Annotated in this window: 13 protein-coding genes; 3 read left to right on the top strand and 10 right to left on the bottom strand. The window is 67.6% G+C overall.

The features are described 5' to 3' along the window. Positions 1 to 1026, bottom strand: a 1026-nt coding sequence (locus tag I55_RS17480; protein ID WP_044561852.1) for a CopD family protein, incomplete at its 3' end; no start/stop codon positions are given. Positions 1027 to 1042: 16 nt separating this feature from the next. After that, entirely contained in the window at positions 1043 to 1468 is a 426-nt protein-coding gene (locus I55_RS17475; protein ID WP_049974228.1) for a copper resistance CopC family protein, read from the bottom strand. Between the two features lie 686 nt (positions 1469 to 2154). Here I55_RS17475 and ispH point away from each other — a divergent pair. Further along, positions 2155 to 3075, top strand: coding sequence for a 4-hydroxy-3-methylbut-2-enyl diphosphate reductase (ispH, locus tag I55_RS17470; RefSeq protein ID WP_044561851.1), 921 nt, complete (start codon positions 2155 to 2157; stop codon positions 3073 to 3075). Positions 3076 to 3180: 105 nt separating this feature from the next. After that, complete coding sequence (hpnH, locus tag I55_RS17465; protein WP_044561863.1) at positions 3181 to 4317, top strand: adenosyl-hopene transferase HpnH; 1137 nt, start codon at positions 3181 to 3183, stop codon at positions 4315 to 4317. Here the strand turns inward: hpnH and I55_RS17460 are convergent. The 7 genes from I55_RS17460 to hpnA all read right to left on the bottom strand — a co-directional run bounded on the left by I55_RS17460 (position 4252) and on the right by hpnA (position 12492). Beyond that, positions 4252 to 4956 (bottom strand): hypothetical protein, encoded by a 705-nt coding sequence (locus I55_RS17460; RefSeq protein ID WP_044561850.1) that lies wholly within the window; start codon positions 4954 to 4956, stop codon positions 4252 to 4254. The two genes, hpnH and I55_RS17460, sit on opposite strands and share 66 nt — an antisense overlap. Positions 4957 to 5076: 120 nt before the next feature. Then, positions 5077 to 7068 carry a squalene--hopene cyclase gene (gene shc, locus I55_RS17455; RefSeq protein ID WP_044561849.1) on the bottom strand — a complete coding sequence of 664 codons (1992 nt, stop codon included), beginning with the start codon at positions 7066 to 7068 and terminating at the stop codon, positions 5077 to 5079. A gap of 127 nt (positions 7069 to 7195) precedes the next feature. Beyond that, a complete protein-coding gene (gene hpnE / locus I55_RS17450) occupies positions 7196 to 8470 on the bottom strand; it encodes a hydroxysqualene dehydroxylase HpnE (RefSeq protein WP_044561848.1) in 1275 nt (424 codons plus the stop codon). Further along, on the bottom strand, positions 8470 to 9351 hold the full coding sequence (gene hpnD, locus I55_RS17445) for a presqualene diphosphate synthase HpnD (protein ID WP_083901194.1): 882 nt from the start codon (positions 9349 to 9351) through the stop codon (positions 8470 to 8472). The genes hpnE and hpnD overlap by 1 nt, the downstream gene beginning before the upstream one ends. Then, on the bottom strand, positions 9348 to 10229 hold the full coding sequence (gene hpnC / locus I55_RS17440) for a squalene synthase HpnC (protein WP_044561847.1): 882 nt from the start codon (positions 10227 to 10229) through the stop codon (positions 9348 to 9350). The genes hpnD and hpnC overlap by 4 nt, the downstream gene beginning before the upstream one ends. After that, positions 10226 to 11494 carry a glycosyltransferase gene (locus I55_RS17435; protein WP_044561846.1) on the bottom strand — a complete coding sequence of 423 codons (1269 nt, stop codon included), beginning with the start codon at positions 11492 to 11494 and terminating at the stop codon, positions 10226 to 10228. Before I55_RS17435 ends, hpnC begins: the two co-directional genes overlap by 4 nt. Continuing rightward, complete coding sequence (hpnA, locus tag I55_RS17430) at positions 11491 to 12492, bottom strand: hopanoid-associated sugar epimerase (protein WP_044561845.1); 1002 nt, start codon at positions 12490 to 12492, stop codon at positions 11491 to 11493. The genes I55_RS17435 and hpnA overlap by 4 nt, the downstream gene beginning before the upstream one ends. A gap of 501 nt (positions 12493 to 12993) precedes the next feature. Between hpnA and I55_RS17425 the strand changes: the two genes are divergently transcribed. After that, a complete protein-coding gene (locus tag I55_RS17425; RefSeq protein ID WP_044561844.1) occupies positions 12994 to 13791 on the top strand; it encodes a hypothetical protein in 798 nt (265 codons plus the stop codon). A gap of 60 nt (positions 13792 to 13851) precedes the next feature. On the opposite strand, the gene I55_RS17420 is transcribed toward I55_RS17425, so the two are convergent. Beyond that, the gene (locus tag I55_RS17420; protein ID WP_148293798.1) at positions 13852 to 14469 is read right to left on the bottom strand and encodes a TetR/AcrR family transcriptional regulator; all 618 of its coding nucleotides are present in this window, start codon (positions 14467 to 14469) and stop codon (positions 13852 to 13854) included. Positions 14470 to 14480: the final 11 nt, after the last annotated feature.

Genomic DNA, 14480 nt, shown 5'->3' with positions numbered 1-14480 from the left:
GCTGTGCCATTCTTGTCCAGCTCTCCTGCAGGGCGGGATGGCCAGGCTGTCGTGGCTGGGCTTTCCCAGGCGCGGTGGGATGACGGGGGTCATCCGCTCGATCACCTCGGCCCAGCTGGCGCGGTCGTCCGTCAGGTCGATGGCCGGCGGCTGCGAGGTGATGGACCCGGCGGCCAGCAGGATGGCGATGGCGAAGGCGATCTCCACCTCCACGAAGCGGCGCACGCGGGTCAGGCTCTCGCCCTGGCCGGCGGCGAAGCGGCGGATGGTGCGGAAGTTGCCCAGGCCCAGCAGCAGCAGGATGCCCAGCATGGCCCCTTTGGTCGCCGCCATGGCGCCATAGGCCGTGCCGTAGAAGCCCTGCAGGCCGCCGATGAAGCCGATGCTGATGCCGATGGCGCCCAGCACGATCAGCATAACGCCGGTGATGGACATCAGGCTGTAACGCTGGCCGATGGCGGCCCCCTCGTCGCGCGACTGGGCCTGGCCCAGCGACGACAGGAAGGCCGGCAGGCCGCCCAGCCACAGCCCGGCACCCAGGATGTGGGAGAATGTGGCCAGCAGCATCCACACGCGCTCACCCGGGCGGGCGGCCGCGTGGCTGGTGGCCAGCGACGCCACCAGCATGACCAGGGCCAGCAGGGTCAGCGCCACGACACGGGGCCGGGTCATGTGTCCGCGCGCCACCACCACGATGGCCAGCGCCGCCAGGGTCTGGACGATACCGGCCTCGATGAAGAAGGCGCCGGCCACCTGCAGCACCGGCATGTCCAGCGTACCGGACAGCACCAGGGCGTTCAGCGTCAGCGAGGCGGCGGTGGCGATCACGGTGGCGATGCCGCCCCAGCGGGCATAGCGGGCGCCGGCCTCCGCCACCACGTCGGCGGACAGCTTCAGCTTGGGCGCCAGCGGCAGGGCCAGGCAGGTCAGGAACAGCACGCTGCCGAAGGCCATGGTCATGGCCACCAGGTTGACGCCATTCAGGACGACGGTCAGGTAACCAAAAATATCGACGAGAGTATCCACGTGCGGCGGTCCCCGATTACGGCTGGGTCACGGTGAAGGGGATATCGCCACGGGTGGTGTGCCCGTCGACGGCCAGCACCTGCCAGCGCAGCTTGAAGCTGCCGGCGAAGGGCAGGGTGACCTGGCCGGTCAGCGTCTCGTCGTCCGGGCTTGCCTGCATGGTCACCGGCACCTCCGTCTTGTCGGCGGCGATGATGGTCAGTTTGGACCGCGCGCGGTCGATTCGGCTGTTGAAGTGCACTTTCAGCACATTGCCGCCCACGCCCAGCGTGTCGTTCACCTTGGGATTGCTGTCGATGACGATGGCGTGGGCCTCAGCCGCGGTGGGGACCAGCAGGGGCGCCAGCGCGGCACCGGCGAGCGCCACCAGGCCAAGGGCCAGCCGAGGGGCGGCACCGATGCGGGGGGTGGGGCGGGAAACGGGGGGCCGGATGGTCGACACGGGGGGTGTTCTCCTCTGGAACCTCAGGAATGGGCGGGAAACCCCGAAAGCCACCAGTGGGTGGGGCCAGGACCGGGGTTGGAATGGGGACACTGCCGGGTCCCGCACACAACAGCCGGGGTCCGCTGGCCGCGGACCGCCTCGGACGACAGTTGTACGGGGTCGGTTTCGGACGCGACAGCGGTTATGTCAATTCTTTCCGCCATCGTCCGGGCTGGGATGATCGGGATCAAGGGCCGTGCGTCATGGTTCCGGATATCGCGGTTGCGGCCGGCGCGGCATTTTGTTGCGGTTGTGCGCAACGTCACAGCGTTTCCCCGCCATAGAGCAAGATGCGGATGCTTCTCATCTATTAAAGATGCCGATACCCAAGGTCTAGGCCCCCCGTTGCCGCGATGCCACACATGAAGCGGACCGTGCGCAAGCAATCGTAGCGCATTGGCACCCCTCAAATTTTGTGCAAGTCTGGCGTGACCATAGGGCGGTGGCGGATTCGATTGGCACGGGTATCAATCCCCCGGGTTCGATCGGGGCGGGGGGTCGGTTTTACCATCCGTGGCCAATATGGACCTGTCGAATCCCGTTCGGCAGAGGACTGTTGGTATCGCTAACATGTGCAAGTGGGGTGCTCTAGCCGGTCCATTGGGAAGAATGGACTTGGGGTGTCCTTCCAGGGGTTTTCCGCAATGCAGGTAGTTCTCGCCCAGCCGCGGGGCTTCTGCGCCGGAGTGGTCCGCGCCATCGACATCGTCGAGCGCGCGCTGGAACGCCACGGCGCACCCATTTATGTGCGGCATGAGATTGTCCATAACGAGCACGTGGTCGAGAGCTTGCGGGCCAAGGGGGCCCGGTTCGTGGAGGACCTGGCGGAGGTGCCGGCGGGCGCCCTGACCATCTTCAGCGCCCACGGGGTTTCCCAATCCGTGGAGGCGGAGGCGCGGCGGCGCGACCTGCGTGTCGTCGACGCCACCTGCCCGCTGGTGGCCAAGGTGCACAGCGAGGGCAAGCGGTATGTGGCGCAGGGCCGGACGGTCATCCTGATCGGCCACGCTGGCCATGCCGAGGTGGAAGGCACCCTTGGCCAGATACCGGGGCATACCCATCTGGTGTCCAGCGTCGATGACGTCGAGGCCTTGCCCTTGGCGCCGGATACGCCATTGGCCTATGTGACGCAGACCACGCTCAGCGTGGATGACACGCGATCCATCATCCAGGCGCTGAAGTGCCGATTCGTCGACGTTCTCGGGCCGGAAACCAAGGATATCTGCTACGCGACCCAGAATCGGCAGGCGGCGGTACGAGATTTGGCCAAGGTTGCCGACCTTATCTTAGTGGTTGGGTCGGCAAACAGTTCCAATTCGAACCGTTTGCGGGAAATTGGTGAGGAACTGGGCGTGCCCAGCTACCTTGTCCCTGATGAGGGCGCCATCGATCCGGCCTGGCTGGCCGGTCGCAGTGTGGTGGGCGTCACAGCCGGGGCCTCGGCCCCGGAAGTACTGGTGGACGGTGTGATCGCGGCGCTGCGGCGCCTGGGTCCCATCGAACTGTCGACATTGCCGGGCATCGTGGAAGACGTTCAGTTCCGCCTGCCTGAAACGCTGGCCTGACGCGCATGCCGGTTGGTGGTCTTTTGGGCGCCAATTCGGTAGACAAAACGTTTCAACCCGCGCCGCCGCAAGTTAATGGCGCTGGGGTTCAAGGAGATTGAAGGCATGGGTATTCCGCTGCATCAGGTCGTCCGTATCGGCTCGTATCTTCTCAAGAAGCGGCTGACGGGCGTGAAGCGCTACCCCTTGGTCCTCATGCTGGAACCGCTGTTCCGGTGCAACCTGGCGTGCGCCGGTTGCGGCAAGATCGACTACCCCGATGAGATCCTGAACCAGCGCCTGCCGCTGGAGGATTGCCTGTCGGCGGTGGATGAGTGCGGCGCGCCCGTGGTGGTGATCGCCGGCGGTGAGCCGCTGCTGCACAAAGAAATCGACAAGATGGTCGAAGGGATCATCGCCAAGAAGAAGTACGCCATCCTGTGCACCAACGCGCTGCTGATGGAAAAGAAGCTGGACCTGTTCAAGCCCAGCCCCTTCTTCACCTGGTCGGTGCACCTGGACGGCGACCGCGAGGCGCACGACAAGTCGGTCTGTCAGAAGGGCACCTACGACCGCGCCGTGGCCGCCATCAAGGCGGCGAAGGACCGTGGTTTCCGCGTCAGCATCAACTGCACCTTCTTCAACGACGCCGATCCGGAACGCGTGGCGCGCTTCTTCGACAGCGTCATGGAGATGGGCGTGGAAGGCATCACCGTCTCGCCAGGCTATGCCTACGAGCGGGCGCCCGACCAGCAGCATTTCCTGAACCGCACGGCCACCAAGAACCTGTTCCGTGAGATCTTCAAGCGCGGCAACGGCGGCAAGAATTGGCGGTTCAACCAGTCCGCCATGTTCCTGGACTTCCTGGCCGGCAACCAGGAATACCACTGCACCCCGTGGGGCAACCCCTGCCGCACCTATTTCGGCTGGCAGCGTCCCTGCTATCTCCTGGGCGAAGGCTATGCCAAGACCTTCAAGGAGCTGATGGAGGACACGGATTGGGACAAGTACGGCACCGGCAACTATGAGAAGTGCGCCGACTGCATGGTCCATTGCGGGTATGAGGCGTCCGCCGTCACCGACACGCTGGCCAACCCGCTGAAGGCCGCCTGGGTCGGCCTGCGCGGCGTGAAGGTCACCGGCGACATGGCACCGGAAATCAGCCTGGAGAATCAGCGCCCGGCGGAGTTCGTGTTCTCACGCCATGTTGAGAAGGCGCTGGCTGACATCCGCGCGCGCGACGCCAGCAAAGCCGCCGAGTAAGGCCTTAAACGCCGCCTCGGAATCCCGGGCCAGCCGCAGCAGTTGCGGGATCTGGCCCGGCTGACGCCACAGGGACGCCAGGATCCGCGCCGGATCCGGCGTCCCGTCGCGTTTCAGGGGGGCCATCGCGGCCGGCGGCAGGGTCATGTGGGCCGGGTCGCACACGGCGCGCAGCACGGCCACCGGCACACCGAAGCGGGCGCCCACCCGGGCCGCGATTTGGGATTCGGTGTCGACCACCGCCGCCCCCGTGGCCGCGAACAGGGCTTGCTTGCCCGCCACCGTGTTGACGATGCGCGCCTGCCCCGCCACTGGCGCCACCATGGCCCGGGGCAGGGCGTCGGCCAGGCCCGCCGTCCACTCCGCATCGGGCAGGAAATCACCGTCGTCGGTGATGATGCGGTTGGCGACGACCAGGGTTCCGGGTTCCAGCCCCGGCTGTAGGCCACCGGCCAAGCCGAAGCTCAGGAAGCCGCAGGCATTGGGGGCGTGGGCGGCCAGCTCCCGCTCCGTCCGTTCCAGGTCCCCGGCGCTGACCAGCGGCAGCCAGCCGCGCCCTTGGGCGATCGCGGCCTCCCGCCTCAGGCCGGTGACGACGATGACGGGGCGCGCCACGACGCGCCGTTGAGCCTTACTCATGCCAACTTTCCCAAACACCCAAGCAAAACGCCTGGAAGGCGAACCCTCCAGGCGTCTTTATTACCCGCAGTCGCGGCGATTTACAGTTTTAAAAATGGCCCTTTACAGGCGTCCTTTTCGTCACAGGCCGACACTGACCAGCTTGCTGTTGCTGTTGGACAGGTTGCGATAGCGCGCCATGGCCCACAGGGGGAAGTACTTCGAATAGCCGTGGTAGCGCAGGTAGAAGATACGGGGGAAGCCGCCGCCACTGTAATACTCTTCCTTCCACAGGCCGTCCTCACCCTGGTTGCGCGTCAGCCAGTCGATGCCGCGCGCCACGGCCGGGTGCTCCACGGCGCCGGCCGCCATCAGGCCCAGCAGGGCCCAGGCGGTTTGCGAGGCGGTGGAAGGGAAGGGCTGGTAGCCGCTGTAATCCAGGGCGTAGCTCTCGCAATCCTCGCCCCAGCCGCCATCGGGGTTCTGGATCTGCACCAGCCAATCCACAGCCCGCTTCATGGCGGGGTGGTCGGGCGAAAGGCCGGCGGCGTTCAGGCCGTTCAGGGCGGACCAGGTGCCATAGATGTAATTGACGCCCCAGCGGCCGAACCAGCTGCCGTCCTTCTCCTGCTCCTTCAGCAGGTAGTCGACGCCTTCCCGCATGGCCTTGCCGTCCTTGTCGGCGCCCAGCTGGGCCATCATGCCCAGGCAGCGGCCGGTGACGTCGGAGGTCGGCGGGTCCAGCAGGGCGCCATGGTCGGAGAAGGGGATGTAATTCAGGTAATAGTGGGTGTTGTCGGCGTCGAACGCGCCCCAGCCGCCGTTGCGGCTCTGCAGGCCCTCCACCCACTCCGCGCCGCGCGCCACGGTCATGTCGTAGTCGGCAGGCAGGCCGGCGGCGGCCAGCTGTGGCTGGGCGCGGTTGAACGCCATCACCACCACGGCGGTGTCGTCCAGGTCGGGGTAATGGTCGTTGCCGTACTGGAAGGCCCAGCCGCCGGGGCGGACGGTGGGGCGCTGGTCGGCCCAGTCGCCCTTCACGTCCAGCACCTGTTCACCCTTCAGCCATTCCAGGGCCTGGCCGGTGCGGGCCAGCGCCTCGTCCGTGCCCACTTCCAACAGGGCATGGCACAGCAGGCTGGTGTCCCAGACGGGGCTGACGCAGGGCTGGCAGAAGGCCTCGTCCCGCGCCTCGTCGATCACCAGCAGCTTCTCGATGGCATGACGGGCGGTCGCGACCTCGGGATGTTTGGGCGACCAGCCCAGCAGGTCGAACATCATGACGGTATTGGCCATGGCGGGATAGATGGCGCCCAGACCATCCTCGCCGTTCAGGCGCTCCCGCACGAAGGCCACGGCCTTTTCGATGGCCTTGTCCCGGCTCTTCCGGGGGAAATGGGGCTGGACCACGCGCAGCACGCGGTCGATGACGCCGAAGATCTCGCCCCAGGGTTTCTTCACATGCGGCGCCTTGGGCCAGGACTTCACCTGGTCGGCCGGCACCAGGAACAGTTCGTCGATGCGCAGGTTGCGCGGGTTCTTGGCCTTGGATTTCAGCGCCATCAGGATCAGCAGCGGCACGATGACGGTGCGCGCCCAATAGCTGATCTTGGTCAGGTGGAAGGGGAACCACCTGGGCAGCAGCATGATTTCCACCGGCATCACCGGCACGGCGGTCCACGGCACGGCGCCGAACTGGGCCAGCATGATGCGGGTGAAGACGTTGCTGGCGGCCGCCCCGCCGTTGTCGCGGATGGCTTGGCGGGCGCGGGCCATGTGTGGGGCGTCGATGTCGTCGCCGATGGCTTTCAACGCGAAGTAGGCCTTCACGCTGGCGCTGATGTTGAAGGCACCGTTGTGGAACAGCGGCCAGCCACCATGGTTGCCCTGGATGCGGCGCAGGTAATTGCCGATGCGGCGCGCGATTTCCGCATCCGGCTCCTCGCCCAGGTGGTGCTTCAGCAGGATGTATTCGGCCGGGATGGTGGCGTCCGCCTCCAGGTCGAACACCCAGTGGCCATCGGCCACCTGGCGGTCCATCAGGACGCGGGCGGCGCGGTCGATCGACTGCTGCAGCACCCCTTCGTTGACGCGCGCCGAAGCGGCGCCGGTGCCGACGAAATCGGCTTCCATACGAACATCCATGACCAAGCGACCTCTACGAACGCGACTTAACCTGAAGCGGGATGATTCAACAAACGCCGAGCCGGGCTGTGCGCCAGCGCACACCCTTGGCTCATGCCTGAAATGCTCAGGCCGTTCACCGTGCGGTCAGGATCGCATCCGCAGCAGTGAATCCTGAACGTATGGCGCCTTCGATGGTGGATGGCAATCCGGTAGCGGTCCAATCCCCTGCCAGCGCAAGGTTTTTTCCGGCGGCCGTTGCATTCGGGCGACGCTTCGCCTGTTCTGGCAGTGCGGCAAAGGTGGCGCGCTTCTCCTTCACCACTTGCCAGGCGGGCATTGGGGTGTCGGATGGCAGCCCGGCCAGGGCCGCGATCTCACCCCAGATGGTGCGCGCGGTCTCTTCCCGGTCCGACTCCATCAGGCGGTCGGCGCCGCTGACCGTCACCGACAGATGGTCGTCATAGGCGAAAGCCCACTCGCCCACGGTGTTGATCATTCCGGTCATGCGCGGCATGTCCGCCGGCCGGTCCAGGCGGAAATGAACGTTCAGGATGGAGCGGTGTTCCGTCGGCGTGGTCAGGCCGGGCAGCAGGTCGGCCGCCACCCAGGCCGGCACCGCCAGCACCACCCGGTCATCGGGCCCGATCGGAATTATTTCGGTACCGAAATCAAGTCCCGTGACCATCTGATCCGCTCGGATCAGGCCGCGCAGGCGGCGGCGCCATGCCACGGTCGCCCCGTTGGCCGCCAGCCAGTCCAGCGCCGGGTCGACGAAGACGGGCGACAGGCCGCCGCTGGCCAGCAGCGGCTGATAGGCGGCCCCGCCCTGGGCCAGGGTCTCGCGGATGATGGCGCCGGCCAGTCCCGCGGCCGACCGCTCCGGCTCGGTGTTCAATGCCGCCAGCAGCACCGGGCGGAAGAAGGTGTCCCAGGCCGGGCCGGAACAGGCCAGCACGTTGCCGATGGGGGCCAGCGGGTCGGCGCGCATCAGCTTCCATCCAGCCAGGTAATCGGCGGCCTTTGTGCCGGGCACCCGGCGCGAGGGGACGAGCGCCCACCAGGGCAGCTTGCCGTCGTTGGGCCGCACCTGCCAGCGCCGGCCGGTGGCGCCATCCCAGAACCGGTACTCCACCTTCTCCAGCGCCGGTTGGCGGGCGGGACCGTGGGTGGCGCGCAGATACGACATGGCCGCATGGTTGCCGCTGACCATCAGGTGGCTGCCGTTGTCGATACGCACGCCCAGGTTCGGTTCGTCGTACGACCGGCAGCGGCCGCCAGCCTGGGCCGCCGCCTCATACAGGCGGACGCGGGCGCCCTGCTGGGTCAGGCGGACGGCGGCGGCCAAGCCGGCCAAACCGGCGCCGACGATATGGACTATCGGCCCGGAGGAATTGGGGGCGGTGGTCATCAGAACAGGAAGGCCTTCAGCACGATCCACAGCAGGTGCGGCTTGGCGATGCGGACCTTGGGGCGGGGCCCGGCCCAGCCGCGCACCAGCAGGCGGTCCAGGTACACCTTATAGACGTCACGCATCAGGCGCGGGGCCCGGGCGGCGCGGCGGGGGGCCGCCGCCAACAGGCGGTCGGCCTCGCGGAAATGCTCGGCGGCGCGCGCGGCCAGGTCGCGGGCCACGCCGTCGATGCGCGGATCGGCCATCACCGTGTCCGGATCGGTGGCGGTGATGCCGTGCTTCCGCAGCAGCTCCGCCGGCAGGTACAGCCGGTTGATGGCCGCGTCCTCATCCACGTCGCGCAACACGTTGGTCAGTTGCAGGGCGCGGCCCAGGTGATGGGACAGCGCGACGCCGCTGTCCTCCGGCATGCCGAAGACGCGGACGGACAGGCGGCCCACCGCGCTGGCCACCCGGTCGCAGTACAGGTCCAGGGTCGCCATGTCCGGCGCCTGGATGTCGGCGTCCAGGTCCATCTGCATGCCGTCGATGACGGCGATGAAATCGTCATGGCGCAGGCCGAAGCGCAGGGTGGCGGCTTGCAGGCCGGCCAGGCTGGCGGGGCCTTGGCCCTGGCAGACGGCGGCGATGTCGCGCCGCCAGACGTCCAGCGCCTCGCGCCGGGCCGCCTTGCTGGCGGCGATGGTGGGGTCGTCGCCGTCGGCGATGTCGTCCACCGCCCGGCAGAAGGCGTAGATGTGGAACATGGCGTCGCGTTCCGCCGGGGGCAGGACGCGCATGGCGGTGTAGAACGAGCTGCCGCTGGCGGACTTGGCCGCGGCCTCGGCCTGAGGGGTGTTCTCTGGGGTGTTCTCAGTCATCTCGGCGGCCACGCTCATGGCTTCTTCCCCGCCGGCAGGACGGCCGTGGTCTGGCCACCGGTCAGCCGTCGCCACAAGGTGGACAGGGCGGCACCAGCGGCGATGCCCAGCGTTTCCAGCTTGGTCAGATGCACGCGGTCCGACAGGGGGTCGCGGATCAGCAGCAGGCGCACCAGACGGCGGGCCAGGCGCTGGATGATGGCGACCTCGATGGCCAGGCGCAGGTCCTTGACCTGGGCGGCCAGCGGCTCCGCCTGGTCCAGCAGGGCATCGGTGCGCTGGGCCAGGTGGCGGATGATGTCCAGCAGGGCCGGCGGCGCCTGCGGTTCCAGCAGCGCGTCGGGTGTAAGATCGGCACCGATCAGCATCGGCAAGGGAATGTACACGCGGTCCAACGCCCGCTTGTCCTTGCCGCAATCCTGCAGGTGGTTGATGACCTGCAGGGCGGCGCACAGCGCGTCCGATGCCGGCCAGGTGTCGCGGCTTTCGCCGTGCACATCCAGGACGTACCGCCCCACCGGCATGGCGGAATAGCGGCAATAATCGATCAGGTCGTCCCAGTCGTGGTAGCGCAGCTGGGTGACGTCGCGGCGGAAGGCGGTCAGCAGATCCAGGGCATGCTGGTCGGACAGGCCGCGTTCGCGCAGCGCCTCGCGCAGGGCCACAGCCTCCGGCTCGTTCTCGCGCTCGCCCCGCAGGCTGGCGCCCATGGCGTCCAGCAGTTTCAGCTTCATGTCCGGCGCCAGGATGGGGCTGTCCGACACGTCGTCAGCCACCCGGGCGTAGGCGTAATAGGCCATCACCGGCCCGCGCACGTCCTTCCGGATGATCAGCGAGGCGACGGGGAAGTTCTCGTCCTGGTGGCCCTTGCCGGTGCGGTGGTTGGCTGCCGTCATGGGGTGGTGGTTCCGCTCTGTCCTGACCCTGGCTGGTTCGTCACCGGCTGGACGGGGTGCACGTGCTGGCCTTGGGCGCGGCCCTTCCACATGCCGCCGCGGCCCATCAGGTGCTGCACCGCGCTGTCCACGGTCCACACGGTATAGACGATGCCGATCAGCGGCAAGGTGATGGCCCGCATAGGCGACAGGCGATAGAACCCCTGGATGGGGGCGAAACTAGTCAGCATGAGGCCCAGGGCAATGGCGCCGAAGATGCCCGCCGCCTCGCGGTCGAACAGCGCCAGCAGCAGCGGCGCCACATAGGTCAGCAGCATGCCCAGCACGGTGCCCGCCAGCAGAGCGGGTGAATAGTTCAACTGCGCGTAGGCGCTGCGGATGACCATACGGCGGATGTCATCCACCTTGTCATAGGCGCGCAGGCTGACGGCCCGGTCGCTCAGGCCCAGCCAGATGGACCCTTGGGTCTTCAGCCGGCGGCCCAGGGCGCAATCGTCGATCAGGGCGTCGCGGATGCTGTCGATGCCGCCGGCCCGCGCCAGCGCCCGGCGTTCCACCAGCATGCAGCCGCCGGCGGCTGCGGCCACGGTGGACCCGCTGTCGTTCACCCGCCCGAAGGGATACAGCATCTGGAAGAAGTAGATGAAGGCCGGAATGAACAGCTTCTCCGCCCAGCTCTGGCAGCGCAGCTTGGCCATCAGGCTGACCAGCACGCGATTCTCCGTCTGCGCGCGGGTGACCAGACGGGTCAGCGTGTCGGGCGCGTAGGCGATGTCGGCGTCGGTAAGCCACAGGTAATCGGGCGGGAAGTCGCCGGCCTGGACATGATCAATGCCTTGGCGCACGGCCCACAGCTTCCCGGTCCAGCCCGGGGCCAGGTCCGCCCCCGTCAGCACGGTCAGGACGGCGGTGGACCCGGAGGACTCCGCCGCGTGGCGGGCCAGCTCGGCGGTGCCGTCGTCGCTGCCGTCGTCCACCAGGACGATGTTCAGGGTGCCGGGATAATCCTGCGCGCCCAGCGAGGTGATAACCTGGGCGATGCCGTCGGCCTCATTGCGGGCCGGGATGATGGCGGTGACGGACGGCCAGCCGCCCTCCAGCCCGCCATGGGAATAGGCGGGGCCGCTGGGCAGGTCGCCGGGCTTGTTGGCCGGCACCAGGGCCATGTCGTCCCGCTCCAGCCCCAGCCAGAACAGCCCGCGCGCGAACACCAGGATCACCCAGACCGCCAGGCTGACAGCGCCGATGAGGAAGATCAGGCTCATCCAAGGTACCCCGCGGTCTTGAACCAGGTGAGGGCGTCGGCCAGGGCCTGGCCGTAGGGACGGGCGGTGTAGCCCAGTTCCGCTTCGGCTTTCGCCGAGGAAAAGAACATGCGGTATTTTGACATGCGCAGGCCGTCCACGGTTACGAAGGGCTCCCGCTTCGTCACCTTGGCCACCGCCTCCGCCACCACGGCGATGGGCAGGATCAGGCCGCGCGGCACCGCCACGGTGGGGGGCTTGCGGCCGACGAGCGCGGCGATGTCGGCCAGCATCCGCTGCAGGGACACGTCCTGCCCGCCCAGGATGTAGCGCTCGCCCACCCGCCCCTTCTCGAAGGCCAGCATATGGCCCTCCGCCACGTCGTCGACGTGCACCAGGTTCAGGCCGGTGTCGACGAAGGCCGGCATCTTGCCCGTGGCCGCTTCCACGATGATGCGGCCGGTGGGGGTGGGGCGCAGGTCGCGGGGGCCGATGGGGGTGGACGGATTGACGATGACGGCCGGCAGGCCGTCCTTCGCCACCAGGTCCAGCACGGCCTGTTCCGCCAGGATCTTGCTTCGCTTGTAGGCGCCGATGGCGGCGTCCGGCGCCATCACCGCGCGCTCGTCCACCGCCACGCCATCGGTGCGGGGCGCCAGCACGGCCACGCTGCTGGTATAGACCACCCGCTTCAGGCGGTGCTCCAGTGCCAGTTCCATGATGGCGCGGGTGCCGCGCACATTGTTCTGGACGATCTCTTCCGGGTTGGGCGCCCATAGGCGGTAGTCGGCCGCCACATGCAGCAACGCGTCCGCCCCCGTCATGCCGCGCGCCAGGCTGTCCCGGTCGTTCAGGTCGCCTTCCACCACGTCCACGTCCAGGCCGGCCAGGTTGGTGGGCGGCGTGGCCGGGCGCTTCAGCACGGTGACGTCGTGGCCGCGCGCCAGGGCCGCGCGGGCCACGGCGGCGCCGACGAACCCCGTCGCCCCGGTGATGAACAGTCGCTGCTTTTCGGCCATCGGCCCGTCCGGTCCTTGAGATCACCCATCAATTGGCGCGGACCATACCACTTCCGTGGTGCGGAGGGGAAAGGGTTGGGCGCAGGCGCGGGGCGGATGGCTGGCCTGCTGCGGCGGCGATGCCACAGAGGCGCGCCTCGATCGCGCGGCGATGGGTGGAGAATCGTGGCCGCCCTTCCAGCATCAAATGCTCAAATACTTAACGGTATGTTAACTACCGAGCGTCATGCCGATGATACGAACACGCCTGTAAATGTTGCATCGCACCCAGGCTGACGCCCGAATTGGATGGCCCGTGCCACCTTAAAAAATCATCTGACCATTGGGTTATGTGGGGTCAATACTCATTGACCACGCGGTCAGGATGCTTTCTGCTGATGATTGTAGGAGGGGCTGGTGGGTTGAACCGAAACCGCCAGTCGGATTTCCAGCAAGCGAGGTGACTTGTCCCAAGGCGTTCTTGCCGGTGGGACCATGAAACGATCCGGGGGATTTATAGAAATGCGACTGAAGGTCCAGTTGGTGTTGCCTGTCATTGGTGTCGTCGCCTTGGGCGGTCTGTTGGTGGCTGCCGGCCAGCTTGGTCAGGATGGGACGGTGCGGGTGGCCCAGTCCCTGGACCAGGCGCGGACCCTGCTGGTGCAGGCCTCCGACGTGCGTGCCCTGAGCCGCACCGTGCAGCGTGACGCGCTGAACACCCTGCTGGAGCCCGCCGCCGATCGCACCGCCTTCGCCGACCGCGCCGCGGGCCGGCTGGATGAGATGCGCGCCCTGGTCGCCGCCGTGCGCGATCGCGCGCCCGATGCCGCCTTCCTTGTGCCGCAGGCCCAGGTGATGACTGAGATGGCTGCCGTGGTCGCCACGGTACGGTCGGGCGACGATGCCGGCGCGCTGCTGCGCCTGCGCACTGACGTGGGGCCGCAAGACGCCAAGGCCGCCGGCCTGGCCCAGGCCTTTATCGAGGCCAGGACTCAGGACATGGATGGCCTGGCGGCCGAGGCTGCGCGCCTGCAGGCGCGGACAGGCCGGCTGATGGCCTGGAGCGGCGTGCTGGGCATGGCCGTGGCCATGATGGCCGTGACAGCCTTGCTGTTGATTCTCGCCCGTCGCCCGCTGGCGCGTTTCCTGGGCGTTGGTGGCGGTGATCTGCGCGCGGTGATGGATGCGGCGGCGCGGGGTGATGAACTGGGTGACTGGGCCCGTGCCTTGATGACGCTGCGCGACCAAGCGCTAGAGCGCAACCGCCAGGCTCCGCGCGCGGCGGCGGTGAAAGGCCCGCCCCGGGCGTTGGCCGCGTAAATCTTCGTACGTCAAAAATGAAGGCGCGGAGTCCCCTGACTCCGCGCCCTTTTCGTATGCTCAGCCCCGCTGGTTGCACAGCGGTCGGGGCAGGGCGCCTTCCAGCAGCTGGCTGATGTGGCGGTCCATCCAGCCGGGCTCGTCCAGTGGGCTGAAGCGGATCAGCAGGCGGGTGTAGAGCGCGCCGTACATGGCCTCCACCATCGTTTCCACATGCAGGTCGGGACGGAATTCCCCGTTGCGCTTGCCCCGCTCAATGATGTTGCGCAGGTGCTGGCGTCGCGGATTCACCACCTTTTCATGATAGACCTTTAGGGTGCTGGGGTCGTTCTGGCCGGCCAGGACGATGCTGGCCACCACCCGGCCTGTGGCGCCGGCGAAGCTGTGGGCGATGCCGTCCAGCACGGCGCGCAGGTCGGCCACCGCCGACGCGGTGTGGGGGATGGGCACGCCCAACTCGCATGGGGCGAGCAGCGCTTCCATGGCCAGGCCCCCCTTGCCTGGCCACCAGCGGTAAATGGTGTTCTTCGCCGTGCCCGACCGCGCGGCCACCCCCTCGATGGTGAACCGCTCCAGGCCGTTTTCTTCCAACAACTGAAAGGCCGCGTCCAGGATGGCATCCCTGGCCTGATCCGACCGGGGCCGTCCAGGCCCCCGCATGGCTGCTTTATCCGTCACCCTCTCTCCTC

Origin of the sequence: Azospirillum sp. B4, from assembly GCF_000333275.1 — a bacterium.
In the GTDB taxonomy this organism is placed as follows: domain Bacteria; phylum Pseudomonadota; class Alphaproteobacteria; order Azospirillales; family Azospirillaceae; genus Nitrospirillum.
The sequence above is the reverse complement of the archived record's forward strand: the minus strand, read 5'-3'. Positions and strand labels throughout refer to the sequence as shown.